Raw genomic sequence first — 23664 nt, 5'->3', positions numbered from 1 at the left:
TGACTACTTCCCTGCAAATATTTACGATGTATATAGCACTTATTGCAATAGTTTATTTCTGGATATTTCAGTAAATCCGGAGAAGAATTACCCCGAAGATCACCGTAACACACTGTTTTAACGTCATCATTCTCATCTCAGCTATCACAAACCCCACGAAAACAACAATAATTACAAAGAAAAACTAAACCACTAAAAAACTATATTTTCATTAATTGTCATGTCTGTAAAACAATCATTATTTGGTTAAATGATAACCAAATCAGTGCATTTTTCGGCAATTTTTTCGATCCCGATCACACTAATTGAAATTATTGCTAATATTTTGAAACTTATTATTGAAAGGGAGATACAAGATTTTTAAAAATAGCATGCCATTGACGAACGGCCTCGTTTAAAAATCGTTCAATAATGGTTCAGGAATACCTAAAGAAAATTATAAGGATTATTTAAGATGAAACTTAAATTAGTTGCAGTGGCAGTAACTTCTATGCTGGCAGCTGGCGTTGTAAACGCTGCTGAAGTATTTAACAAAGACGGTAACAAGCTGGATCTGTACGGTAAAGTAACTGGTCTGCACTATTTCTCTGATGATGCTGACAAAGACGGCGACAAAACTTATGTTCGTCTGGGCTTCAAAGGTGAAACTCAGATCAACGACCAGATGACCGGTTACGGCCAGTGGGAATATGAGTTCAAAGGCAACCGTTCTGAATCTCAGGGTGCTGACGGCAACAAAACTCGTCTGGCATTCGCGGGTCTGAAATTCAACGAATTCGGTTCTATCGACTACGGTCGTAACTACGGTGTGGCTTACGACATCGGCGCATGGACTGACGTTCTGCCAGAATTCGGTGGCGATACCTGGACCCAGTCTGACGCCTTCATGACTCAGCGTACCACTGGCGTTGCAACCTACCGTAACAGCGATTTCTTCGGTCTGGTTGACGGTCTGAACATTGCCGCTCAGTACCAGGGTAAAAACGACCGTGGTAATGACATCACCGAATCGAACGGCGACGGCTGGGGTCTGTCTTCTACCTACGAAATGAACGGTTTCGGCGTGGGTGCAACCTATGCGAAATCTGACCGTACTGACAAGCAGGTTAGTGCTGGTCGCGTAGTTGACACCATGAACGCTGGTGGTGAGAACGCTGAAGTGTGGGCAACGGGCCTGAAATATGATGCGAACAGCATCTACCTGGCAACCACCTACTCTGAAACCCGCAACATGACCAACTTCGGTGACGGTTATATCGCGAACAAAGCTCAGAACTTCGAAGTGGTTGCACAGTACCAGTTCGACTTCGGTCTGCGTCCATCCATCGCTTACCTGAAATCCAAAGGTAAAGACATCGGTACTTACGGCGACCAGGATCTGGTTGAGTACATCGATCTGGGCACGACTTACTACTTCAACAAAAACATGTCCACCTATGTTGATTACAAAATCAACCTGCTTGATGACAACAAATTCACCAAAGCTGCTGGCGTGACTACCGACAACATCGTAGCTGTAGGCCTGACCTACCAGTTCTAAGATTTGTCAGTCTGAAAAGGCCAGCCCTCGTGGCTGGCTTTTTTTATACCAGTTTTACTGGCGTAATAAAGGAGAACGCCATGCATATTTTTAAAGGACGCTGCTTATGTGGGATGAGTCAGTTCAGCGTAAGCCTCAATGATTTCGACGTCTACGCCTGTCACTGCACGCTGTGCCAGAAATGGTCTGGTGGTATCGGTATGTACCTGGAAGCACAGGGAAAACCCCTTGTTGAGCAAGGCTCCATCGCACCTTCCCATTTCTCGTCATCCGCACGCGGTGAACGCTGGTTTTGCCCGGGATGTGGTTGCCCTTTGTGGCTCGAACTGACTTCAACGGCGCGGTACTTTATTCCCTGGACGTTGCTGGAAATGAGCGAAGATGAGAGACGACGTCTGGTACTGGCCGCTGAAATTTACACCGAAACGCAACCCGCGTTCTGGCGCTTGACCGGACAATATGCCCGTTTCAGCGGCACTGAGATTGAAGCGCTGGATAAAGGCTGCCTGCTTGCGTCGTAGGCAGTTATCCCTTTGCATGCGGCGTAGCCCGTTTTCAAAGGGCTCGTCGCCGGGCTTGTCTTTACTGCTTAGCCACTTTTGCCAGGCTAAACCAAATTCCGACCGCCAGTATCAACAACATGCCCCCTGCACTGCCCAACGCAATGCTGTGTGACGTGATAAACGCGGATTTTGCCGCCGCGATCAGTGCGTCTGCCGTGTCTGGAGCAAGATCCTGCGCCACCTTCACCGCTTCACCAATTGATGAGGACGCCTGGTCGACCAGCGATGTATCCAGCCCCTGTGGCAGCGCAATCGACGCTGAGAAACTGCGGGTTAACAGCAGACCGAAAATGGCGATCCCAAGCCCTGCCCCCAGCTCATAAGACATGGTTTCAATTGCCCCTGCGGCAGCGGCCTTCTCTTTTGGTGCGGCCGCCATAATTGCCGAGGTGGATGCCAGCAGCGCGCTGGCGGCGCTAAAGCCGAGCAGCACCATCAGGCTCCACGCCTGCCACTGTTGGGTGCTGAAATCGAGCATCGACAGCCCAATAAAGCTCACGGCACTCAGTCCCATCCCCCCGGCAGCGACGGTGCGCAACCCCAGATGCCCGACCAGCGCGCCAGCAATTGGGCCACTGAACCCACTCGCAACCATCAATGGCAACATAAACATCCCGGCTTCAAACGGCGTGAAACCATGAACGAACTGCAGCTCTTGTGCCATCAGCAGCTCAAACCCAACCAGCGCAATCATCGCGGTCATCGCCATCACCACGCCGCTTAAAATAATACGGTGACAGAACAGGCGCATATCGATCATCGGCACGCGGGCACGCAGTTGAATGCGCACGAAGATAAACAGCATCACCGCACCGGTGAGCAGCGTCCCCACCACCAGCCACGGAGAAAGTGCCCCCTTCAGCGCCGTTTTTGCGCTGTAGACCAGCAGCAAAATGGCCACAATCAGCATGATTGCATGGCTAATATTCAGTGGCTGTTCAGGCCGTCCTTGCTGGCGCGGAACAAAACGCGCGGCCAGCGAGACAACGACCAGTACGATCGGTACGTTGATCAAAAATACCGATCCCCAGTAAAAATGCTCCAGCAGCATACCGCCAATCAATGGACCAAAAGCAGCGCCACCAGAACCCACCGCCGCCCAGACGCCGAGCGCGATATTGCGATCCCGGGCGTTGACGAACAAGGTGCGGATCCCCGCAAGCGTAGCCGGGATGATCATGGCCGCACCAATCGCCAGCGAGGCGCGCGCCGCAATAAGCCAGCCCGCCGAGGGCGCTAATGCTGCCGCCAGCGATGATACGCCAAACAACGTGCTGCCAATCATTAACAGCCGCTTAAAACCAATGCGGTCGCCCAGCGCGCCCATTGGCAGCACCATTCCGGCCATGACCAGCGAATAAATATCGATGATCCACAATAATTCGTTACCGCTGGCTCCCAGCGTCATACTCAATGTCGGCACAGCAACATGCAGTACCGTCGCGTCAATCGCCACCGGAATATAAACCAGCACGATAATCACTAACGCTAACCACTGACGAAACATAAATTTCCTTTTCACTCAAACCTGGACACACGTCCAGAATGCGATCCTACGCGATGTTGAACACGTGTCCAGCTTTTTGTTACACTTGTTTCACCCCCATTGAGAGTGAGTAAAAATGCGTTATCTGAGCAAGGATGAGCGGCGGGAAGAGATCTTACAGGCGGCCATGCGCGTGGCACTGGTCGAAGGGCTGTCGGCAATGACGGTACGCCGCATTGCTGCCGAAGCGGGTGTCGCGACCGGGCAAGTCCACCACCATTTTACTTCCGGTGGCGAGTTAAAATCACTGGCCTTTGTCCGGTTGATCCGCGAACTGCTTGATGCCGAAGTGACCGGTGAAAACGTCAGCTGGCGGGAGCGCCTGCGTGCCATGCTTGGCAGCGATGAGGGTGGGTTTGAACCTTATATTCGCCTGTGGCGGGAGGCTCAAATTCTGGCGAGCCGGGATCATGACATTAAGGGTGCCTATGTGCTGACGATGGAAATGTGGCACCAGGAGACCGTCACGATTATCTGCGCAGGCAGAGAGGCCGGTGAGTTCACCCATACTGACCGGGCAGAAAATGTTGCGTGGCGGTTGATCGGGCTGGTGTGTGGCCTTGACGGAATTTATATTTTAAATATGCCCGAAATGGACGATGCGGCGTTTAATAAACATCTCGACAAGCTCATCTCACTGGAATTGTTTTAATACCTCCTACGGAGTATTAACTCCCGTCAAAAGTTACACTTAGTAACACATTAAGCGAATCCATGTTTCCACTCCACACTCGGGGGTTCGCTTTTTTATCTATCCTTTCAATGGTATCCCAAAACACCTAATAACTTTAACAATATTCAGGCAGTTATCTATCTGTTTTAACTTCACTTTTCTCTTTACCTGGTTAAGCAAGAGGGCGATATGTCACAACAAAGTGAGAAAAACAATCATCATCTGTTGAGTAACTGGAAACCGGAAAACGCCGACTTTTGGGAGAATAAAGGAAAACATATCGCACGACGAAATCTTTTGATTTCTGTGGCTTGTCTGCTACTGGCTTTTTGCGTATGGATGTTATTTAGTGCCATTACGGTCAATCTCAATAAAGTCGGATTTCATTTCACCACTGACCAGCTTTTTATGCTGACCGCATTGCCCTCTCTTTCCGGTGCGATATTGCGTGTCCCCTACTCTTTCATGGTACCGATATTTGGTGGGCGCTACTGGACGGTATTAAGTACGGTGATCCTGATTATTCCTTGCGTCTGGCTGGGGATCGCCATTCAGAATACGGCCACGCCGTACTGGGTATTTATCATCATCGCGCTGCTGTGCGGATTTGCCGGAGCCAACTTCGCCTCCAGCATGGGTAATATCAGCTTCTTTTTCCCGAAAGCAAAACAGGGCAGCGCGCTGGGCATCAACGGCGGGCTGGGCAATCTGGGCGTCAGCGTGATGCAGCTGGTTGCGCCACTGGTGATATTCCTGCCGATGTTTACCTTCCTCGGCGTAAAAGGCGTACCGCAGGAGGATGGCTCGTCAATGTGGCTGGCAAATGCGGCCTGGTTCTGGGCACCGCTTCTGCTGCTGGCGACCATTGCGGCCTTTTTTGGCATGAACGATATTGCCAGCTCAAAAGCCTCCATTGCCAGTCAGCTCCCGGTACTGAAGCGTTTTCATCTCTGGCTACTCAGCCTGCTCTATCTGGCAACATTCGGTTCTTTTATCGGTTTCTCGGCAGGTTTTGCCATGCTGTCGAAAACCCAGTTTCCTGACGTCAATATTCTCCATCTCGCCTTCTTTGGCCCGTTGATTGGTGCGCTGGCGCGTTCCGCTGGCGGGATGATCTCAGACAAGCTCGGCGGTGTGCGCGTCACGCTGATCAACTTTATCTTTATGGCCGTCTTCAGCGCCCTGCTTTTCCTGACGCTCCCCGGCTCCGGTTCAGGCAACTTTATCGCCTTCTATCTGGTCTTTATGGGGTTATTCCTCACCGCCGGACTGGGCAGTGGTTCCACCTTCCAGATGATTGCCATCATTTTCCGTCAGATAACCATTACCCGCGTGAAACAGCGCGGAGGAACCGACGAGCAGGCGCAGCATGAAGCGGTGACCGAAACCGCCGCCGCGCTCGGCTTTATCTCGGCGATTGGTGCCGTCGGCGGGTTCTTTATCCCAAAAGCCTTTGGCACCTCGCTGGCGATGACCGGCTCACCGGTTGGTGCGATGAAAGTTTTCCTCGTGTTTTACATCATCTGCGTGTTCGTCACCTGGCTGACGTATGGCCGTAAATCCTCACAAAAATAACGCATCGTCTTTCGCCGGATAGCGGTGCATCGCCGTCCGGCAATGTTATCGGAGCAGGAGAAATGTCATGAGTAAACTGTTGGATCGCTTCCGCTATTTCAAACAAAAGGGCGACAGTTTCGCCAATGGACACGGGCAGGTGTATAACACCAACCGTGACTGGGAGGACAGCTACCGTCAGCGCTGGCAGTTTGACAAGATTGTGCGCTCCACCCACGGCGTGAACTGTACCGGCTCCTGCAGCTGGAAGATTTATGTCAAAAACGGGCTAGTGACCTGGGAAACCCAACAGACCGACTACCCGCGCACCCGCCCTGACCTGCCCAACCATGAACCGCGCGGCTGCCCGCGTGGCGCGAGTTACTCCTGGTACCTCTACAGTGCCAACCGTCTGAAATACCCGCTGGTGCGCCGTAAACTGATTGAGCTGTGGCGCGAGGCACTGGCACAGCACAACGACCCGGTGCTGGCCTGGGACGCGATTCAGGGCGATCCGCAAAAGAGCCAAAGCTACAAGCAGGCGCGCGGGCGTGGCGGGTTTATCCGCTCCAGCTGGAAAGAGCTGAATCAGCTGATTGCCGCCGCCAACGTCTGGACTATCAAGAACTATGGCCCGGATCGCGTGGCCGGTTTCTCGCCTATTCCGGCGATGTCGATGGTTTCCTACGCCGCCGGTACGCGTTATCTCTCCCTGCTCGGCGGTACCTGCCTGAGCTTCTATGACTGGTACTGTGACTTACCCCCGGCTTCACCAATGACCTGGGGCGAACAGACCGACGTGCCGGAGTCTGCCGACTGGTACAACTCCAGTTACATCATTGCCTGGGGCTCGAACGTACCGCAGACGCGTACGCCCGACGCCCACTTCTTTACTGAAGTGCGTTACAAAGGCACCAAAACCGTCGCCATCACCCCGGATTTCTCCGAAGTGGCAAAGCTGAGTGACCAGTGGCTCGCGCCGAAACAAGGCACCGACAGCGCGCTGGCGATGGCCATGGGCCATGTGATCCTCAAAGAGTTCCACCTTGATAACCCAAGCGACTATTTCCTCAACTACTGCCGCCGCTACACTGACATGCCGATGCTGGTACTTCTCGACGAGCAAGAGGATGGCCGCGTGGTACCGGGGCGTATGCTACGCGCCTCGGACCTGGCCGAGGGTCTTGGCGAAACCAATAACCCGGAATGGAAAACCATCGCCTTTGATATCGCCGGTAATCTGGTGGTGCCAAATGGTTCTATTGGTTTCCGCTGGGGCGAAAAAGGAAAATGGAACCTTGAGCCACTGGCAGCAGGCCATGAAACCGAGCTGACGCTCTCTTTGCTGATTACGCATGACAACGTCGCTGACGTGGCCTTCCCTTACTTTGGCGGTAACGAAAACCCGCACTTCCGCAGTGTGAAACAGGAGCCGGTGCTGTATCGCCGCGTCCCGAGCAAAACCCTGACGCTTGCTGACGGTAGCCAAAAGCGTGTCGCCAGCGTGTACGATCTGATACTGGCTAATTACGGTCTCGATCGCGGTCTGGAAGACAGTAACGCGGCAGGAAGTTACGGCGAAATCAAAGCCTACACCCCGGCCTGGGGCGAGCAAATTACCGGCGTGCCTGCTTTTCTTATCGAAAAAATCGCCCGGGAGTTTGCCGACACCGCCCACAAAACTCACGGTCGTTCGATGATCATCCTCGGTGCCGGTGTGAACCACTGGTACCACATGGATATGAACTACCGTGGGATGATCAACATGCTGGTCTTCTGCGGTTGCGTCGGGCAAAGCGGCGGCGGCTGGTCGCACTATGTCGGCCAGGAGAAATTGCGCCCACAAACCGGCTGGCTGCCGCTGGCTTTCGCGCTGGACTGGAACCGTCCACCGCGTCAGATGAACAGCACCTCATACTTCTATAACCACGCCAGCCAGTGGCGTTACGAAAAACTGACGGCGCAGGAGTTGCTCTCCCCGCTGGCGGACGCCTCGAAATTCACCGGACATCTGATCGACTTTAACGTCCGCGCCGAACGCATGGGCTGGCTGCCTTCCGCTCCGCAGCTCAACCTCAATCCGCTGCACGTGAAAGCACGCGCCGACGCGGCAGGCATGACGCCGCAGGAGTACACCGTTCAGGCATTAAAATCGGGCGATATCCGCTTTGCCTGTGAACAACCGGACAACGGCAAAAACCACCCGCGTAACCTGTTTGTCTGGCGCTCGAACCTGCTCGGATCCTCCGGTAAAGGCCATGAATATATGCTGAAGTACCTGCTGGGTACCGAGAGCGGCATTCAGGGCGAGGATCTCGGTTCGACCGATGACGTCAAGCCTGAAGAAGTGGAGTGGCAGACCAAAGCCATTGAGGGCAAGCTCGACCTGCTGGTCACGCTGGATTTCCGCATGTCCAGCACCTGCCTGTTCTCCGATATCGTCCTGCCAACGGCCACCTGGTATGAAAAAGACGACATGAATACCTCGGATATGCATCCGTTTATTCACCCACTTTCTGCCGCCGTTGACCCGGCGTGGGAATCCCGCAGCGACTGGGAAATCTACAAAGAGATCGCCAAAGTGTTCTCGGAAGTGTGCGTCGGCCACCTGGGCACAGAAACGGACGTGGTGCTGCAGCCGTTACAGCATGACTCCCCGGGCGAGCTGTCGCAGCCGTTTGATATCCAGGACTGGCGCAAAGGTGAATGCGATTTAATCCCCGGCAAAACGGCTCCCAACATTGCCGTTGTCGAGCGTAACTATCCCGAAACCTGGGAGCGCTTCACGTCGCTTGGCCCGCTGATGGACAAACTCGGCAACGGCGGAAAAGGCATTTCGTGGAACACGCAGAACGAGGTCGATTTCCTCGGCAAGCTGAACTACGTCAAGCGTGATGGCCCGGCGAAAGGCCGACCGTTGATTGAAACGGCGATTGATGCGTCGGAAGTGATCCTCGCCCTTGCGCCGGAAACCAACGGCCAGGTGGCGGTAAAAGCCTGGGAGGCGCTCGGGCAACTGACCGGGCGCGACCATACCCACCTGGCGCTGAACAAAGAAGACGAGAAAATTCGTTTCCGCGATATCCAGGCCCAACCGCGAAAAATCATCTCCAGCCCGACCTGGTCCGGTCTTGAGAGCGAACATGTCTCCTACAACGCCGGGTACACCAACGTGCACGAGCTGATCCCGTGGCGCACGGTTTCTGGTCGCCAGCAGCTGTATCAGGATCACCCGTGGATGCGCGCTTTCGGGGAGAGCCTGGTGGCCTACCGTCCGCCGATTGATACCCGTAGCGTCACCCATATGCGGGAAATTCCGCCGAACGGTTTCCCGGAGAAAGCGCTCAACTTCCTGACACCGCACCAGAAATGGGGCATTCACTCCACCTACAGCGAAAACCTGCTGATGCAGACGCTGTCGCGCGGCGGGCCGATTGTCTGGATCAGCGAAGCCGATGCCAAAGAGCTCGGCATTGAGGACAACGACTGGATTGAAGTCTTCAACGCCAACGGCGCGCTCACTGCCCGTGCGGTGGTGAGCCAGCGTGTTCCACCGGGCATGACCATGATGTACCACGCCCAGGAGCGCATCCTGAACATTCCGGGTTCCGAAGTGACAGGACGCCGCGGTGGTATCCATAACTCGGTGACGCGCGTGTGTCCAAAACCGACGCACATGATTGGCGGTTACGCGCAGCTGGCCTACAGCTTCAACTATTACGGTACCGTCGGCTCCAACCGCGACGAGTTCATTATGATCCGCAAAATGAAAAACATTAACTGGCTGGATGGCGAAGGTCGGGATCAGGTACAGGAGGCGAAAAAATGAAAATACGCTCACAGGTTGGAATGGTACTGAATCTCGATAAGTGCATTGGCTGTCATACCTGCTCGGTCACCTGTAAGAACGTCTGGACCGGACGCGAAGGCATGGAATATGCGTGGTTTAACAACGTCGAAACGAAACCGGGTATTGGCTACCCGAAGAACTGGGAAGATCAGGAGGAGTGGCAAGGCGGCTGGGTGCGCGGTATTACTGGCAAACTCACGCCACGCCTCGGCAGCCGCGTGGGCGTACTGTCGAAAATCTTCGCTAACCCGTCCCTGCCCGGCATTGACGATTACTACGAGCCATTCACCTTTGATTACCAGGATCTGCACCGTGCGCCGGAGGGCGACCACCTGCCCACCGCCCGCCCGCGCTCGCTGATTAGCGGCAAGCGGATGGACAAAATCGTCGGCGGCCCAAACTGGGAAGAGCTGCTTGGGGGCGAGTTCGAAAAACGTGCCCGCGACCGCAACTTCCAGAAGATCCAGAAGGAGATGTACGGCCAGTTTGAAAACACCTTCATGATGTATCTCCCTCGCTTGTGCGAACACTGCCTGAACCCAAGCTGTGTCGCCACCTGCCCGAGCGGAGCCATCTACAAACGTGAAGAAGACGGTATTGTGCTGATCGACCAGGACAAATGCCGCGGCTGGCGCATGTGTATCAGCGGCTGCCCGTACAAAAAGATCTACTTCAACTGGAAAAGCGGGAAGTCAGAAAAATGCATCTTCTGCTATCCGCGCATTGAATCCGGCCAGCCGACGGTGTGCTCGGAAACCTGCGTCGGGCGCATCCGCTATCTCGGCGTGCTGTTGTACGACGCCGACCGCATTGAAGAAGCGGCCAGCACCGAGCATGAAACCGATCTGTATGAACGCCAGTGCGACGTGTTCCTCAACCCACACGATCCGGCGGTGATTGAAGAAGCGCTGAAACAGGGTATTCCGGCGAACGTGATTGAAGCTGCACAAAAATCACCGGTGTACAAAATGGCGATGGACTGGAAGCTCGCCCTGCCACTGCACCCGGAATACCGTACCCTGCCGATGGTCTGGTATGTACCGCCGCTGTCACCGATTCAGTCTTACGCCGACGCCGGTGGCCTGCCGATGAACGACGGTGTGCTGCCTGCGGTAGAGAACCTGCGTATTCCGGTACAGTACCTGGCGAACATGCTCAGTGCAGGCGATACCGGCCCGGTGCTGCGCGCCCTGAAACGCATGATGGCGATGCGTCACTACAAGCGTTCTCAGACCGTTGAGGGCGTGACCGATACCCGCGCCATCGAAGAAGTGGGCCTGAGCGTTGAACAGGTTGAGGAGATGTACCGCTACCTCGCTATCGCCAACTACGAAGACCGCTTCGTGATCCCGACCAGCCACCGCGAAATGGCGCAGGATGCCTTCCCGGAGAAAAATGGCTGCGGCTTTACCTTTGGTGACGGCTGCCACGGCTCCGACACCAAATTCAACCTCTTCAACAGCCACCGCATTGATGCCATCAACATCACTGAAGTACGCGAACATGGGGAGGGAGAATAATGCAAATCCTCAAGATCATCGCGTTACTGATTGAGTATCCCGATGAAACGTTATGGGAAAACCGCGAGGAAGCACTTTCCCTTGTAGAACAGGATGCCCCCATGCTGCTGCCGTTTGCCCGGCAGCACCTGGGGGCGGTACTGCTGGATAAACAAGCGGAGTGGTGCGAAGTGTTTGAACGGGGTCGCGCGACATCGCTGCTGCTGTTCGAGCATGTTCATGCTGAGTCCCGCGATCGCGGTCAGGCGATGGTCGATCTGATGAGCCAGTACGAGAAAGCCGGACTGCAGCTGGACTGTCGCGAGCTGCCAGACTATCTGCCGCTCTATCTGGAATATCTCAGCATCGTCACCGACGACGAAGCACGCGAAGGGCTGCAAAACGTTGCGCCGATCCTGGCGCTGATCGGTGGACGCCTGAAACAGCGCGGTGTGGCACATTATCAGCTGTTCGACGCCCTGCTTACCCTCGCCGGCAGTCGCCTTTCAAGTGACAGTGTCACCAAACAGGTTTCCGGTGAAAAACGTGATGACACCCGTCAGGCACTGGATGCCGTCTGGGAAGAGGAACAGGTCAAGTTTATCGAGGACAACGCCACATCGTGCGACAGCTCGCCGATGCAGCAATATCAACGACGCTTTAGCCAGGACGTCGCCCCGCAGTATGTCGACGTCAGCGCCGGAGGCCCAAAATGATCCAGTATCTGAACGTCTTTTTCTACGATATCTATCCCTACCTGTGCGGCACCGTTTTCCTGCTGGGAAGCTGGCTGCGCTACGACTACGGCCAGTACACCTGGCGCGCCTCCTCCAGCCAGATGCTGGATAAACGCGGGATGGTGCTGTGGTCGAATCTGTTCCACATCGGCATTCTGGGGATTTTCTTCGGGCATCTGTTCGGGATGTTGACCCCGCACTGGGTCTATTCCTGGTTCCTGCCGATGTCGCAGAAACAACAGATGGCGATGATCGCAGGTGGAGTGTGCGGCGTGCTGACGCTGGTGGGCGGTGCAGGTCTGTTGATTCGTCGTCTGACGAATCCGCGTATTCGCGCTACCTCCTCCACGGCGGATATCCTGATCCTCTGCGTGCTGCTGATACAGTGTATTCTGGGACTCACCACGATACCGTTCTCCGCCCAACATCCGGACGGCAGCGAAATGCTGAAACTGGTGGACTGGGCACAGGCGGTGGTCACGTTCCGGGGCGGTGCATCTGAACATCTGGACGGCGTGGCGTTTATCTTCCGCGTGCATCTGGTACTGGGGATGACCATCTTCCTGCTGTTCCCGTTCACGCGTCTGGTGCATGTGTGGAGCGCACCGGTGGAATATCTGACGCGCAGATACCAGGTGGTACGCTCGCGTAGGTAAACACACTGTTTTCTCTAAAGCCTGTTGCAAGCAACAGGCTTTTTTATTGTCTCAACAAAAAACAACCTTTGCATTCACTATGTGAATGAATTTGCGTTCCGTACAAATAAATAATGCGAGGAATGTCAAAATCCAATAATAAAGAATGGCAAAGAATCAACTTAATAGCGCCCTCGTATACACTTCATCTTTATGCATAGCCCAAAAAGGAACGTCAGAAATCACAGCAATTAAAAGAATATTCCTTAATAACCTTACTGTATTTTTCATAAAAATTTTATTACCCATCGTGGGAGTTAATCATGCCTTCGTATGTTATGTCCGTTCGTAAAGCCTCAAGAGGAAAATTCACCGCTGAAGTCGGCGAGACAACTTATCTGGTGGTTCCGGACGGTAAAGATCCCGACCCCAGCCATGCTATTCCTTCTCAGGACTGGTTTGATAAAGTCACTAAACTGGCACAGTGGCGCAACGATAAAGGTGAACAACGCGGGGATCTCCTGTTTTCAGTACATGGATACAACATGAGTGAAAGCGAAGTCATTGAACGACATCGACTTCTGGCCAACGGACTGAATGACGTTGGCTTTAAGGGGCTGGTGGTTTCATTCGACTGGCCGAGTGACGACAAAGCGCTCGCCTACCTTTCTGACAGACACAAAGCCAAACTTACCGCAATGCGGCTCATGTCTGAGGGGATTGCGTATCTTTCTGAAAAACAAAAACCGGACTGCCCGATGAATATCCATGTATTAGGACATTCCACCGGTGCTTATGTTTTAACTGAGGCATTTGATGATGCCGATGATACAAACCTCGCCAACAGTGCCTGGAAAGTGAGCCAGATTATTTTTATTGCCGGCGATGTTTCAAGTAATGTTATGTCTACTCCCGATCCACGAAGTGACTCTATATATCGGCACTGCATTCGCCTGACAAATTATTCCAGCAGACTCGATCAGGCTCTTGATATATCGAACGTTAAACGCGTGGGTATTGCACCACGCGTCGGGCGCATCGGATTACCGGACAATGTGCCAGCCAATGCCATTAATGTTGACTGCACACAATATTACGGGCTACTGGACAGTAGCGCTTCTGTTATGAAACAGGATGAACCGCATGGCATAAAAGGCATGCCAACCCACTCCTGGTATTTTGGGAATACCGTTTTCACCAAAGACCTTTTCAGCACGCTGATCGGTGTCGACCGTTATACCATGTCGACACGAGCGGTTGATGGCGAAGGGAAAACGGTTCTGATTCGCTAAGCCATCTCATTCTGGCCGGGCGGTGCTGTGCCTGCCCGGCTATTTCCCCGCCTGAGGGTGTGTTTCAAATCCCGCCATTATCGCCGTCAGCTCCTCCAGCGAAAAACCGTGTTTAGGATCGTCAACCCCCAGACCAAACCGCGCCTGCATCAGTGCGTACAGCGCTTCTGCATCCGGCAAATGGATCTGTTCTTCAGCATGGCCCCCCTGCCAGCGGGTAAAGTTGAAGTTGGTCAGGGTCAGCTTACCGCCGTCCGGCAGATGGCGGCACATCAGCAGATGATGACGGAAATGTGATTGTGACCAGTGTGCCGACCAGAAGTTGCCCATCACGTAATCGCTGAAATACTGCGTCGTGAGGTCAAAATGGTACATCGACTGCCAGTGCTCGTGGTGACGGAACTGCAGCACCCAGTCATTGCCCTCGCTCAACAGACGGTAAAGCCCGTGCGGCGTCTCCTGCTCCTCGTTGGCAATTAAACGAACCGGAGCCGTCAGCGTCTGGCCACCAAAGCCAACATCGGCAATCCAGCGCTCGCCGTTGAGCTCGACCAGCAGCAGACGGTGCGTACGCGGCGGCATTTGCGATGGACTGGATAACACCACACGCCCCAGAACGCTGCGCACCGTAAACCCGACTTCGCGTAATACGCGCTCAAACAGACCATTTTGCTCAAAGCAGTAGCCGCCACGCCGCGCGGTAACCAGCTTGTCGACCAGACACTGATCTTCCAGATGAATTTCTCGCGGCAGAACGACATCGATATTCTCGAAAGGGATCGCACAGTTGTGGTGTAAATGCAGCGCACGCAGGGTGTCGATATCAACCGATGTCGGTTGCTTCCAGCCGATGCGGGCAAAATAGGCAGTCAGAAATGGGGACATGCATCAGTTTCCTTTGATAGTGATGCTTTGTTTATAAACTAATTTTACGCGCCCACTTTGATTTACGTGCTTTTTCGCCATACTCAACGTTGTGTATATGAGGAAACCCTATGAGCCACTTTCGCCCTGTTGAATTACATCATGCCAGCCGCCTTCTGAATCACGGCCCAACCGTGCTCATCACCAGCCGGGATGAAACCATCGCCAGGCGCAACGTCATGGCTGCGGCCTGGTCAATGCCCGTCGAGTTTGATCCTCCGCGCATCGCGATTGTGGTGGACAAAAGCGCCTGGTCGCGGGAACTGATAGAGCGTAGCGGAAAATTCGGCATCGTTATTCCGGGTGTTGCGGCCGCCAACTGGACCTACGCCGTGGGCAGCGTCAGCGGACGCGACGAAGACAAATTCAACTGCTACGGGATCCCTGCAATCACTGGCCCGGTGTTGGGTTTGCCGGTAATCGAAGAAAAATGTCTGGCATGGATGGAGTGTCGATTATTGCCCGCGACCGCGGCGGCAGAGAAATACGACACGCTGTTTGGTGAAGTGGTTTTTGCCGCGGCGGATGAACGCGCGTTCGTGGACGGACGCTGGCAGTTTGACGGAGATAAACTGAACACCCTGCATCATCTGGGAGCCGGGACATTTGTCGCCAGCGGGAAGAGGGTGAAGGCACTGGAGTGAATACATTTCTGTGGTCAGAAAACTCAAAAAAGCGGTTGAGGTTTCTGACCACATACAATAAGGCTAAATTGCCACCCGCCGACCAATTTCGACGACCTGGTCACCCGGCAGACGGTAGTAATTGGTAATGTGGGTACTGTTTCTCACCATAAAAGCAAAACAATTGCGCTGCCATGAAGCCATTCCGTGCCCCTCACGGGCAATGATGGTCTCATGCCCCAGATACCAGGTTATCTCTTCTGGTACAAACGGCGCAGGCGGGCCAGAAACGCTCTGCAGTAGCTGCGGGATATGCGGTTGCTCCATAAAACCATAGCGCGCCACACCCTGCCAGTAGTCCGGAGCCCGTTCACTAAACACCAGTCGCTCACCCGCCTTCACATAAGGGACGTTCTGCACCTCAATTGTCAACGACACCACCCGCTGCTGCAACGCATGGTTACGAGCCACATGCCAGCGCATGACCGGGGGAACACCATTCTGAGCTCGGGTTAAAAACACAGCGGTACCCTGCACTCGTGGGATCTGCATCTCACTGATATGCTGGAATAACTCGTCAACATCGATCACCTTCTCATTGATGGCGCGCGACGTCGCCTTCACACCCCGATTCCAGATCAGCATAACGCCACAAATGATGGCCGCCAGCGTCAGCGGGATGTAGCCGCCATCCATCACTTTCACGATGTTGGCAATCAGGAAACTGCTGTCGATGACCAGAAAACAGGCGGCAACCAGGCCACTGGCGAGCAGACTCCAGCCCCAGATTTGCCGCATCGCCATGAACAACAGCCCGGATGTCATTAGCATGGTCAGTGACACCGCAATGCCGTAGGCTGCAGCAAGGTTTTCCGATGATTTGAACGATATCGCGAGGCCGACCGTGACCACCATCAGCAGCCAGTTAATCGTACCGATATAAATCTGTCCGTAACTTTCCGCTGTCGTTTGCTTAATACGTAAACGCGGGAGCCAGCCGAGTTGGATCGCCTGCCGGGTCATTGAAAACGCCCCGGTAATAATTGCCTGGCTGGCAATAATGGTGGCAAGCGTGGCAAGAATGACCAGCGGAATTTGCAGGAATGGCGGGCACAGGCGGAAGAAGACGTTCTGCGTGATGTCAGCACCCGACAGGATCATTGCTGACTGACCAGCGTAGTTGAGTAACAAAGCAGGAAACGCCAGGCCGAACCAGGCGAGCCAGACAGGCTTTTTGCCGAAATGCCCCATATCTGCGTACAGTGCCTCAGCACCGGTCACGCATAAAAAAACGCCTCCCAGAACCAGGAAACTGCTGAAGCCATTTGAGAATAAAAACATCACGCCGTAGGCCGGATTAATGGCCATCAACACCGACGGGTGTTTGATAATGCCGGACACACCGAGCACGGCAATCGCCACAAACCACAGCGTCATAACCGGGCCAAAGATTTTTCCTATTTTCGCGGTACCAAAGGGTTGAATGGCAAACAATGCCACCAGAATGAACACCGTGGCAGGCACGACAATAGACTGGGCTTCAGGGAAGATAATGTTAAGCCCTTCAAGTGCGGAAAGAACTGAAATGGCAGGTGTTATTGCCCCATCGCCGTATATCAACGCGGCACCGGGCAACGCGGCAAAGATTACCCATTTGCTGTGTTTTCCTTTATGCACCAGCAATGACATTAATGCCATGATGCCCCCCTCGCCATTGTTGTCGATACGCATGGCGAAGATGGCATATTTCACCGAAGTGACCAGAATAAGTGTCCAGAAGATAAGCGATAGTAACCCCAGAATCACCTCAGGAGTCGGGTTATCCCCGGACAACAGCAGTATCGTTTTTAGGGTATAAAGTGGACTGGTACCGATATCACCAAAAACCACGCCAAGTGCACCGCCCGTCAGCATGAGCCTTCCTGACGTACTGTGATTTGCTGCGTTATTATTGTCCATAATTTTTCCGTGCACTGAGTTGTTTTACTTAACGTCCGGGCACTGATGTTGGGCAAACTGTCGCGTTAATATATGCATACGTTCAGCCCGTTGCCGTATCAGATCCGTTAATTCATTACCCTTTATAAAAACTACAGGGATCACAGAGTTATAGCCCAAAGAATGGGCACTGTCGCGAATAACAGTGCCCTGTTTCACTTCACGTATTAACCTTTTGCGCGTCCCGCAATAATTTCATCCGCCACATTACGCGGTGCTTCTGCGAAATGATGGAACTCCATCGTGTAGGTTGCGCGCCCCTGCGACATCGAACGCAGCGTAGTGGCATAACCAAACATTTCTGCCAGCGGCACATCAGCCCGGATAATCTGGCTACCGTACTGCTCTTCCATGCCCTGCACCATCCCGCGGCGGGAAGAGAGATCGCCCATAATGTTCCCGGCATACTCTTCCGGCGTTTCCACCTCAACATGCATTACCGGCTCAAGGATCGCCGGGTCTGCTTTACGAGCTCCGTCTTTAAACCCGAGAATGGCCGCCATGCGGAACGCCATCTCCGAGGAGTCGACATCATGATATGAACCAAACGTCAGGGTCGCTTTGACATCGACAACCGGATAACCCGCCAGTACGCCAGTGTTCATGGCTTCACGCAGTCCTTTTTCGACGGACGGAATGTACTCACGCGGTACCACGCCGCCTTTGGTGGCATCTTCAAACTTAAAGCCACTGCCAGGCTCTAACGGCTCCAGGCTCAGCACCACATGACCGTACTGTCCTTTACCGCCGGACTGACGGACAAATTTGCCTTCGATATCCTTCACCGCTTTGCGCAGGGTTTCGCGGTAGGTTACCTGTGGACGCCCAATATTCGCCTCGACGCCAAACTCGCGCTTCATGCGGTCAACAATAATCTCCAGATGTAATTCCCCCATCCCGGAGATAATCGTCTGGCCGGACTCTTCGTCAGTGTGCAGACGGAACGAGGGATCTTCCGCGGCCAGTCGTTGCAACGCGATCCCCATTTTCTCCTGGTCAGCCTTTGTTTTTGGCTCGATGGCCAGCGAGATCACCGGGTCCGGGAACTCCATGCGTTCGAGCGTAATCACCGCATTCGGGTCAGTCAGGGTATCTCCCGTGGTGACATCTTTCAGCCCAACGCAGGCCGCGATATCCCCCGTTCGCAGTTCGTCCACTTCATGACGGTCGTTAGCATGCATCTGCACGATACGGCCAATACGCTCTTTCTTGCCTTTCACCGGGTTGTACACCGCATCGCCTTTTCTCAGCACGCCGGAGTAAACGCGGATAAAGGTCAGTTGCCCAACGTACGGGTCGCTCATCAGTTTGAACGCCAGCGCCGAGAATGGCTCCTGATCGCTTGGGTGACGCTCAGCGTGCTGCCCTTTTTCATCCACACCATCGATGGCTGGAATATCCAGTGGCGATGGCATCAGTTCGACAACCGCATCCAGCATGCGCTGTACCCCTTTGTTTTTAAAGGCACTGCCGCACAGCATTGGTTGGATCTCCCCGGAGATGGTACGAATACGCAGACCGTTGATGATTTCAGCTTCATCAAGATCGCCCGTCTCCAGGTATTTATCCATCAGCGCATCACTGGCCTCCGCCGCTGCAGAAACCATTTTTTCCCGCCACACCCGCGCAGTCTCCAGCAGGTCGTCTGGTACGGGTGCATAGCTAAACACCATGCCCTGGGTCGCGTCGTCCCACAGAATGGTACGCATCTTGATAAGATCCACCACGCCAGAGAAGTGATCTTCTGCACCCACCGGGATCACAATCGGTACCGGATTGGCTTTCAGGCGTTCCTGCATCATCCGCACGACGCGGAAGAAGTCGGCCCCCGGACGATCCATTTTATTGACGAACGCCAGACGCGGGACGTGGTATTTGTTCGCCTGACGCCAGACGGTTTCCGACTGTGGCTGAACGCCGCCAACGGAGTCATACACCATGACGGCACCGTCGAGCACACGCATGGAACGTTCCACCTCGATGGTGAAATCCACGTGCCCCGGGGTGTCGATGATGTTAATCCGGTGCGGTTCAAACCCTCTGTCCATACCCGGCCAGAAGCAACTTACGGCTGCCGAGGTAATGGTTATCCCTCGCTCCTGCTCCTGCGCCATCCAGTCGGTTGTTGCCGCGCCATCGTGAACTTCACCCAGTTTGTGGCTCATTCCGGTGTAGAACAGAATGCGCTCGGTGGTGGTCGTTTTACCGGCATCGATATGCGCGGAGATACCGATGTTGCGATAACGTTCGAGGGGGATGGGTCGGGGCATGATATTTCCTTAGTCATTAAGACATGTATGTGACGACCGGGATGGTCGTGTGTTTGTTCGTTTGCTATAATAGTCCTATTGTACGAGTATTATCGAACTATTTTTTAACGGTTGACCTATTGTTGATATAGCTCAATCTGACGTCATACGCAGGAAAACTATGATCCCAAACCACCCGGAACCTGAACAAATATTGCTGGAAAATGTGCTGTTTGCCCTCGGCAACCCGCTACGTTTATCGATTATCCGTCGCCTTGCCGATGGCAGCGAACTCAGCTGCAATGCCCTGCGGCCAGAGGAGGTGGTGAAATCCACCATGACGCACCACTGGCGCGTTCTGCGCGACAGTGGCGTGATCTGGCAACGCCCACAGGGAAGAGAGAATATGATTTCACTCAGACGTGAAGATCTGGACGCCCGTTTTCCGGGGCTGATGGACATACTGCTTCAGGCGAAGTAACCCGGAGTGAACCGGACATTATTCCTGGTTTATGACGCTGACATTACATCATCCAGCCGATAAACCGGGATGCGTCGGGTTGTATTCGTGAGCGTATCGAACACCTCAGTCTCTGATGTCACTATCCTCATCCCGGTTTTCCTTAACCTTTGCACATCAGCGGCAATGCGCTGAATACCGAACCAGAAAAGCCCGTCGAGTGCCGTCACAGCCAGCCCGTTTTCCAGCGCCAGTCTGAGCCGTTCCCGGGAAGGTTTAACCTGCTGTGCAATTTGTCGGTAGGGAACCTCATTACCGCCGGTGGTATCACTTCGCTGGATACGGGTCTTAAGATGATAGCTAAATTCGTCGGGTATCCCGTCCAGATTCATTTTAAGGCTATAGACGCAGCCGAATCGCTTTCCATTGAACAGAACATTTTTCTGGCTGAGCTGAAATTCATCCCTGATATCATCAATTAACTGTGGCGTACGGGTGAGGAGGAGTCTGAAGGGAAGCTCAAAGCTGGTCACATAATCCACATTAAGCAGCGCGTGACGCAACCTGTCTGCTGCGCCGGACTTTTGTTCACGACATTCTTCCATCACTTCTGCCCACTGGCGCGTGAGCCGCTCCGGCTCTGCCGCTTCAGTCAGGAGATATTTTTCGATGTGATAATCGACTCTTCCGGTCATATTTTGTATCCCGTCGCTGTGGATGTGGTGATTCTATCCAGAGACACAATTTTTATAAAGGCCTGAACCGTAACGGCAACCGGAAGGTGCCGTTACGGTTCACTCTTCCGGCTACGTTACATTATCCAGCCCATCAACAGCGTCGCGAAAATCACCGTCGACGCACCGCCAATACGGGTGGCGATCTGCGCGAAAGGCATTAACGACATCCGGTTGGATGCAGACAGAATTGCCACATCCCCGGTGCCACCCAGGCCGCTGTGACAGCAGGTAACAATGGCCGCTTCAACAGGGTACATATTCAGACGCGACGCAATAAAGTAGCCGCTTAACGCCATCGCAATAACGATCGAACCACACACCACAACGTAGCCGACGGAGAAGACCGACACCACGCTCTCCAGCGGAACATACAACATGCCCAGACCAATCATCAGTGGCCAGACCAGCGCTGCCGAGACGAATTTATAGCAGCTGTGCGCCCCCTGCTCCATTGAGTCCGGGATCAATTTGAAATACTTACACAGTACGGCAATCAGGATCATCAGTACCGGGCCTGGAATATGCACCAGTTTTTCAAACAGCCCACCGACAATGAAAAACGCACACACCATCAGCAGCCCACCGCCCATCAGGTGGAAATCGGTCGGTTGTACGCTCTGCGTGCTGGTAAACAAACTATGGTCGTCTTTGCTGCGGGTTAACATGCCATTCCCGGACAGAGAAGGGCGTTTCATCCCCAGACGCGCCAGCGTGCCTGCACAGATGATGGCGAAGATATTTCCCACCACGGCAGCCGGTGCCAGCTGCGCGACATACACATCAGGGGTTTGCCCCAGTATCGCCGAATAGGCCAGCGACAACGGCAAGATCCCCTCACCAATTCCACCGCCAATAATCGGTACGATGATGAAGAAGAACGTGTGATATGGGGTGTAGCCAAACAACGAACCGACAATAAGCCCACTCAACACCGCCATCAGCGTTCCCACCACCAGCGGCACGAACATACGGATCATCCCCTGGATCAGCAGGATGCGGTTCATCCCCAGAATACTCCCCACCACCAGACAGGCGATGACGAAATAGAGCAAATTCGCCTCTTTCATCAGCAGATGAACGGTATCCAGCGTGTGTTTCTCAAATACGCCGAAGTAAACCAGCACGGAGGGTAGCATCAGGCACAGTATTGCCGGGCCACCGATATCTTTCAGGACAGGGATCTGACGGCCAATTTTGGCAAACGCAAAACCGAGGGTCATGATCACCGCAAGTCCGCCAATCATGTTTTTTGGCAGTAGTCCTGCCCAGGCGGAAGTCGCCACAATGGTCGCAATGCCCACAAACAGCAACAGCGGGACAGTACCCACGTCGGTATTGCTCAGCCCGAAGGCAAAACGCGAGGATGGTGCAGGAGAGGTTTGTACAGGATTATCTTTCATATAATCACCTGATTAGTGAGTTCGGATATACAGATAAACAGGAATAAACACAGAGTATTCCTGATGATAAAATATTCTTAAATATGAAATACGTAATCAAAAGGCCATTTATAAAAACAGGCTCAGGGTGAAAATAGCATGATGGTGTTAAGGGAAATGTGAACGCTATGGGGGTTTTATTTTAAATAACTTAATTCATTATTAAGTAACTAAAGTAATTAAAAGTGAGATTGCGCCTGTCTCAACGCATTTTCTTGTCATTTATCAATTTATGACGCGCTCATTACTTATCCAACTAAAACAACCTTTTTGAAATTAATAAAACCAGGGAGAGTGTGACCGTTATCACTCCTGCCCTGTTTCCTAACCGCTAGATTGTGCGTCAACAAAACCCATAAAATACCCTACAGGAAATATTATGCCCTCATTACTGCTACAGTCACTGTTTCCGCTCGTCTTTATTATGTTACTCGGATGGCTAAGCGGGAAACTTGGATATACTCGTCGCGAAGATGCAAACGTCCTGGCGACGGTAGTCATCCGTTTCGCCCTGCCATTCCATCTTTTTATCGGCGCATTAAATACGGACCCAGGTAAAATTAAGAACATGACATTTATGGCTGTTCTGGTTGTCGGCTTAATGGGTTCGTATTTACTGACGTTATTTATTTCACGCTTTGTCTTTCGTCACGATATCAAAACCAGCGCCATTCAGTCACTGGTTTGTGCCTTCCCGGATATGGCCTACTTTGGTGCCCCCGTTCTTGCGGTATTGATTGGCCCGGAAGGATTTATCGGCGTGCTTATCGGCAACATTATTACCAGTGTCATCATGATCCCGTTGACTATCGTCTTGATTCGTATGGGTGATAAGAACGGTGACGACAGCCTTAATGCGCTACATCCGGGCGCTATGGTGATGCAAAACCTGATTAAAGCGGTACGCAACCCAATCGTCTGGATCCCGGTAACGGGGGTGTTATTAAGCCTGGCGGGTTTACAGATACCCCATATTCTTAGCATGCCGATTGAGATGGTAGGTAAAGTTTCCGGCGGTCTTTCACTGTTTGCTCTCGGCCTGTTGTTCTACGGCGAACGTCCAACATTGAATGTGCAGACGTTTACCAATATCGGGATTAAAAACCTTATTCAGCCTGCCATGATGGCAGCTGCAGGGCTGGCATTTGGTCTTAGCCATACATTACTGCAACAGGTCGTCATTATTGGCGCGACCCCTTCTGCTATCGCCGCAGGGATGTTTGCCTTGCGCAGCGATACGTATATTGATACTGCATCCTCTTCCATTTTAATTGGTACTGCCGTCGGCGTCGTGACCGAAGGCATCATGATTTATTTAATTTCTTAATCTGCCTTATTTTAAAAA

The 23664-nt window shown here is 53.2% G+C and carries 18 protein-coding genes; 12 read left to right on the top strand and 6 right to left on the bottom strand.

From position 1 onward, the window contains the following. Positions 1–454 precede the first annotated feature (454 nt). Complete coding sequence (gene ompC / locus ACJ9N4_RS11110; RefSeq protein ID WP_182918433.1) at positions 455–1540, top strand: porin OmpC; 1086 nt, start codon at positions 455–457, stop codon at positions 1538–1540. An 80-nt stretch (positions 1541–1620) separates the two neighbouring features. Continuing rightward, the gene (locus ACJ9N4_RS11105) at positions 1621–2061 is read left to right on the top strand and encodes a GFA family protein (RefSeq protein ID WP_395122705.1); all 441 of its coding nucleotides are present in this window, start codon (positions 1621–1623) and stop codon (positions 2059–2061) included. 61 nt (positions 2062–2122) lie between these two features. On the opposite strand, the gene ACJ9N4_RS11100 is transcribed toward ACJ9N4_RS11105, so the two are convergent. Further along, the gene (locus ACJ9N4_RS11100) at positions 2123–3610 is read right to left on the bottom strand and encodes an MFS transporter (protein ID WP_182271489.1); all 1488 of its coding nucleotides are present in this window, start codon (positions 3608–3610) and stop codon (positions 2123–2125) included. Between the two features lie 115 nt (positions 3611–3725). Here ACJ9N4_RS11100 and ACJ9N4_RS11095 point away from each other — a divergent pair, with 115 nt between their 5' ends. From ACJ9N4_RS11095 to ACJ9N4_RS11065, 7 genes are all read left to right on the top strand, one after another. Continuing rightward, positions 3726–4301 (top strand): TetR family transcriptional regulator, encoded by a 576-nt coding sequence (locus tag ACJ9N4_RS11095; protein WP_182918434.1) that lies wholly within the window; start codon positions 3726–3728, stop codon positions 4299–4301. Between the two features lie 210 nt (positions 4302–4511). Next, entirely contained in the window at positions 4512–5897 is a 1386-nt protein-coding gene (locus ACJ9N4_RS11090) for a NarK family nitrate/nitrite MFS transporter (protein WP_182271491.1), read from the top strand. 67 nt (positions 5898–5964) lie between these two features. Then, a complete protein-coding gene (locus ACJ9N4_RS11085; RefSeq protein ID WP_182918435.1) occupies positions 5965–9705 on the top strand; it encodes a nitrate reductase subunit alpha in 3741 nt (1246 codons plus the stop codon). Next, positions 9702–11246: a nitrate reductase subunit beta gene (narH, locus tag ACJ9N4_RS11080; RefSeq protein WP_182918436.1), complete on the top strand. Its 1545-nt coding sequence runs from the start codon at positions 9702–9704 to the stop codon at positions 11244–11246. Before ACJ9N4_RS11085 ends, narH begins: the two co-directional genes overlap by 4 nt. Further along, positions 11246–11941, top strand: coding sequence for a nitrate reductase molybdenum cofactor assembly chaperone (gene narW, locus ACJ9N4_RS11075; RefSeq protein ID WP_182271494.1), 696 nt, complete (start codon positions 11246–11248; stop codon positions 11939–11941). The genes narH and narW overlap by 1 nt, the downstream gene beginning before the upstream one ends. Beyond that, the gene (gene narI, locus ACJ9N4_RS11070; RefSeq protein ID WP_182271495.1) at positions 11938–12618 is read left to right on the top strand and encodes a respiratory nitrate reductase subunit gamma; all 681 of its coding nucleotides are present in this window, start codon (positions 11938–11940) and stop codon (positions 12616–12618) included. Before narW ends, narI begins: the two co-directional genes overlap by 4 nt. A 302-nt stretch (positions 12619–12920) precedes the next feature. After that, positions 12921–13889 carry an alpha/beta hydrolase gene (locus ACJ9N4_RS11065; protein WP_197972221.1) on the top strand — a complete coding sequence of 323 codons (969 nt, stop codon included), beginning with the start codon at positions 12921–12923 and terminating at the stop codon, positions 13887–13889. A gap of 39 nt (positions 13890–13928) precedes the next feature. Here ACJ9N4_RS11065 and nhoA read toward each other — a convergent pair whose 3' ends face one another. After that, positions 13929–14774 carry an N-hydroxyarylamine O-acetyltransferase gene (gene nhoA / locus ACJ9N4_RS11060; protein ID WP_182918437.1) on the bottom strand — a complete coding sequence of 282 codons (846 nt, stop codon included), beginning with the start codon at positions 14772–14774 and terminating at the stop codon, positions 13929–13931. 110 nt (positions 14775–14884) lie between these two features. On the opposite strand from nhoA, the gene ACJ9N4_RS11055 reads away from it, so the two are divergent. Continuing rightward, positions 14885–15457 (top strand): flavin reductase family protein, encoded by a 573-nt coding sequence (locus ACJ9N4_RS11055; RefSeq protein WP_182271497.1) that lies wholly within the window; start codon positions 14885–14887, stop codon positions 15455–15457. A 63-nt stretch (positions 15458–15520) separates the two neighbouring features. Here the strand turns inward: ACJ9N4_RS11055 and ACJ9N4_RS11050 are convergent, their stop codons facing one another. Further along, positions 15521–17350, bottom strand: a complete 1830-nt coding sequence (locus tag ACJ9N4_RS11050; protein ID WP_411500482.1) for a potassium transporter Kup — start codon at positions 17348–17350, stop codon at positions 15521–15523. Between the two features lie 251 nt (positions 17351–17601). Further along, entirely contained in the window at positions 17602–19704 is a 2103-nt protein-coding gene (fusA, locus tag ACJ9N4_RS11045) for an elongation factor G (RefSeq protein WP_182271499.1), read from the bottom strand. A gap of 160 nt (positions 19705–19864) precedes the next feature. Here fusA and ACJ9N4_RS11040 point away from each other — a divergent pair, with 160 nt between their 5' ends. After that, positions 19865–20164 carry an ArsR/SmtB family transcription factor gene (locus ACJ9N4_RS11040; protein WP_182271500.1) on the top strand — a complete coding sequence of 100 codons (300 nt, stop codon included), beginning with the start codon at positions 19865–19867 and terminating at the stop codon, positions 20162–20164. A gap of 29 nt (positions 20165–20193) precedes the next feature. Here the strand turns inward: ACJ9N4_RS11040 and ACJ9N4_RS11035 are convergent, their stop codons facing one another. After that, on the bottom strand, positions 20194–20838 hold the full coding sequence (locus ACJ9N4_RS11035; protein ID WP_182271501.1) for a helix-turn-helix domain-containing protein: 645 nt from the start codon (positions 20836–20838) through the stop codon (positions 20194–20196). A 116-nt stretch (positions 20839–20954) separates the two neighbouring features. Continuing rightward, on the bottom strand, positions 20955–22280 hold the full coding sequence (locus ACJ9N4_RS11030) for a 2-hydroxycarboxylate transporter family protein (protein ID WP_196390035.1): 1326 nt from the start codon (positions 22278–22280) through the stop codon (positions 20955–20957). A gap of 418 nt (positions 22281–22698) precedes the next feature. Here ACJ9N4_RS11030 and ACJ9N4_RS11025 point away from each other — a divergent pair, with 418 nt between their 5' ends. Further along, positions 22699–23646, top strand: a complete 948-nt coding sequence (locus ACJ9N4_RS11025; RefSeq protein WP_182271503.1) for an AEC family transporter — start codon at positions 22699–22701, stop codon at positions 23644–23646. The last annotated feature ends 18 nt before the right edge of the window (positions 23647–23664 follow it).

The organism is Enterobacter sp. LM3 (assembly GCF_046622475.1).
Classification (GTDB): Bacteria; Pseudomonadota; Gammaproteobacteria; order Enterobacterales; family Enterobacteriaceae; genus Enterobacter; species Enterobacter cloacae_P.
Note: the sequence above shows the minus strand (reverse complement) of the source record. Positions and strands in the feature narration are given on the sequence as shown.

Excerpts from the sequence above, each read along its gene's own strand:
- ACJ9N4_RS11090 (WP_182271491.1), top strand. The coding sequence starts at position 4,512 with ATGTCACAACAAAGTGAGAAAAACAATCATCATCTGTTGAGTAACTGG.
- ACJ9N4_RS11055 (WP_182271497.1), top strand. The coding sequence starts at position 14,885 with ATGAGCCACTTTCGCCCTGTTGAATTACATCATGCCAGCCGCCTTCTG.
- ACJ9N4_RS11095 (WP_182918434.1), top strand. The coding sequence starts at position 3,726 with ATGCGTTATCTGAGCAAGGATGAGCGGCGGGAAGAGATCTTACAGGCG.
- ACJ9N4_RS11035 (WP_182271501.1), bottom strand. The coding sequence starts at position 20,838 with ATGACCGGAAGAGTCGATTATCACATCGAAAAATATCTCCTGACTGAA.
- narW (WP_182271494.1), top strand. The coding sequence starts at position 11,246 with ATGCAAATCCTCAAGATCATCGCGTTACTGATTGAGTATCCCGATGAA.
- ACJ9N4_RS11050 (WP_411500482.1), bottom strand. The coding sequence starts at position 17,350 with ATGCTGACGGGCGGTGCACTTGGCGTGGTTTTTGGTGATATCGGTACC.
- ACJ9N4_RS11065 (WP_197972221.1), top strand. The coding sequence starts at position 12,921 with ATGCCTTCGTATGTTATGTCCGTTCGTAAAGCCTCAAGAGGAAAATTC.
- ACJ9N4_RS11040 (WP_182271500.1), top strand. The coding sequence starts at position 19,865 with ATGATCCCAAACCACCCGGAACCTGAACAAATATTGCTGGAAAATGTG.
- ompC (WP_182918433.1), top strand. The coding sequence starts at position 455 with ATGAAACTTAAATTAGTTGCAGTGGCAGTAACTTCTATGCTGGCAGCT.
- narI (WP_182271495.1), top strand. The coding sequence starts at position 11,938 with ATGATCCAGTATCTGAACGTCTTTTTCTACGATATCTATCCCTACCTG.
- ACJ9N4_RS11025 (WP_182271503.1), top strand. The coding sequence starts at position 22,699 with ATGCCCTCATTACTGCTACAGTCACTGTTTCCGCTCGTCTTTATTATG.
- ACJ9N4_RS11105 (WP_395122705.1), top strand. The coding sequence starts at position 1,621 with ATGCATATTTTTAAAGGACGCTGCTTATGTGGGATGAGTCAGTTCAGC.
- ACJ9N4_RS11100 (WP_182271489.1), bottom strand. The coding sequence starts at position 3,610 with ATGTTTCGTCAGTGGTTAGCGTTAGTGATTATCGTGCTGGTTTATATT.
- narH (WP_182918436.1), top strand. The coding sequence starts at position 9,702 with ATGAAAATACGCTCACAGGTTGGAATGGTACTGAATCTCGATAAGTGC.
- fusA (WP_182271499.1), bottom strand. The coding sequence starts at position 19,704 with ATGCCCCGACCCATCCCCCTCGAACGTTATCGCAACATCGGTATCTCC.
- nhoA (WP_182918437.1), bottom strand. The coding sequence starts at position 14,774 with ATGTCCCCATTTCTGACTGCCTATTTTGCCCGCATCGGCTGGAAGCAA.
- ACJ9N4_RS11085 (WP_182918435.1), top strand. The coding sequence starts at position 5,965 with ATGAGTAAACTGTTGGATCGCTTCCGCTATTTCAAACAAAAGGGCGAC.
- ACJ9N4_RS11030 (WP_196390035.1), bottom strand. The coding sequence starts at position 22,280 with ATGAAAGATAATCCTGTACAAACCTCTCCTGCACCATCCTCGCGTTTT.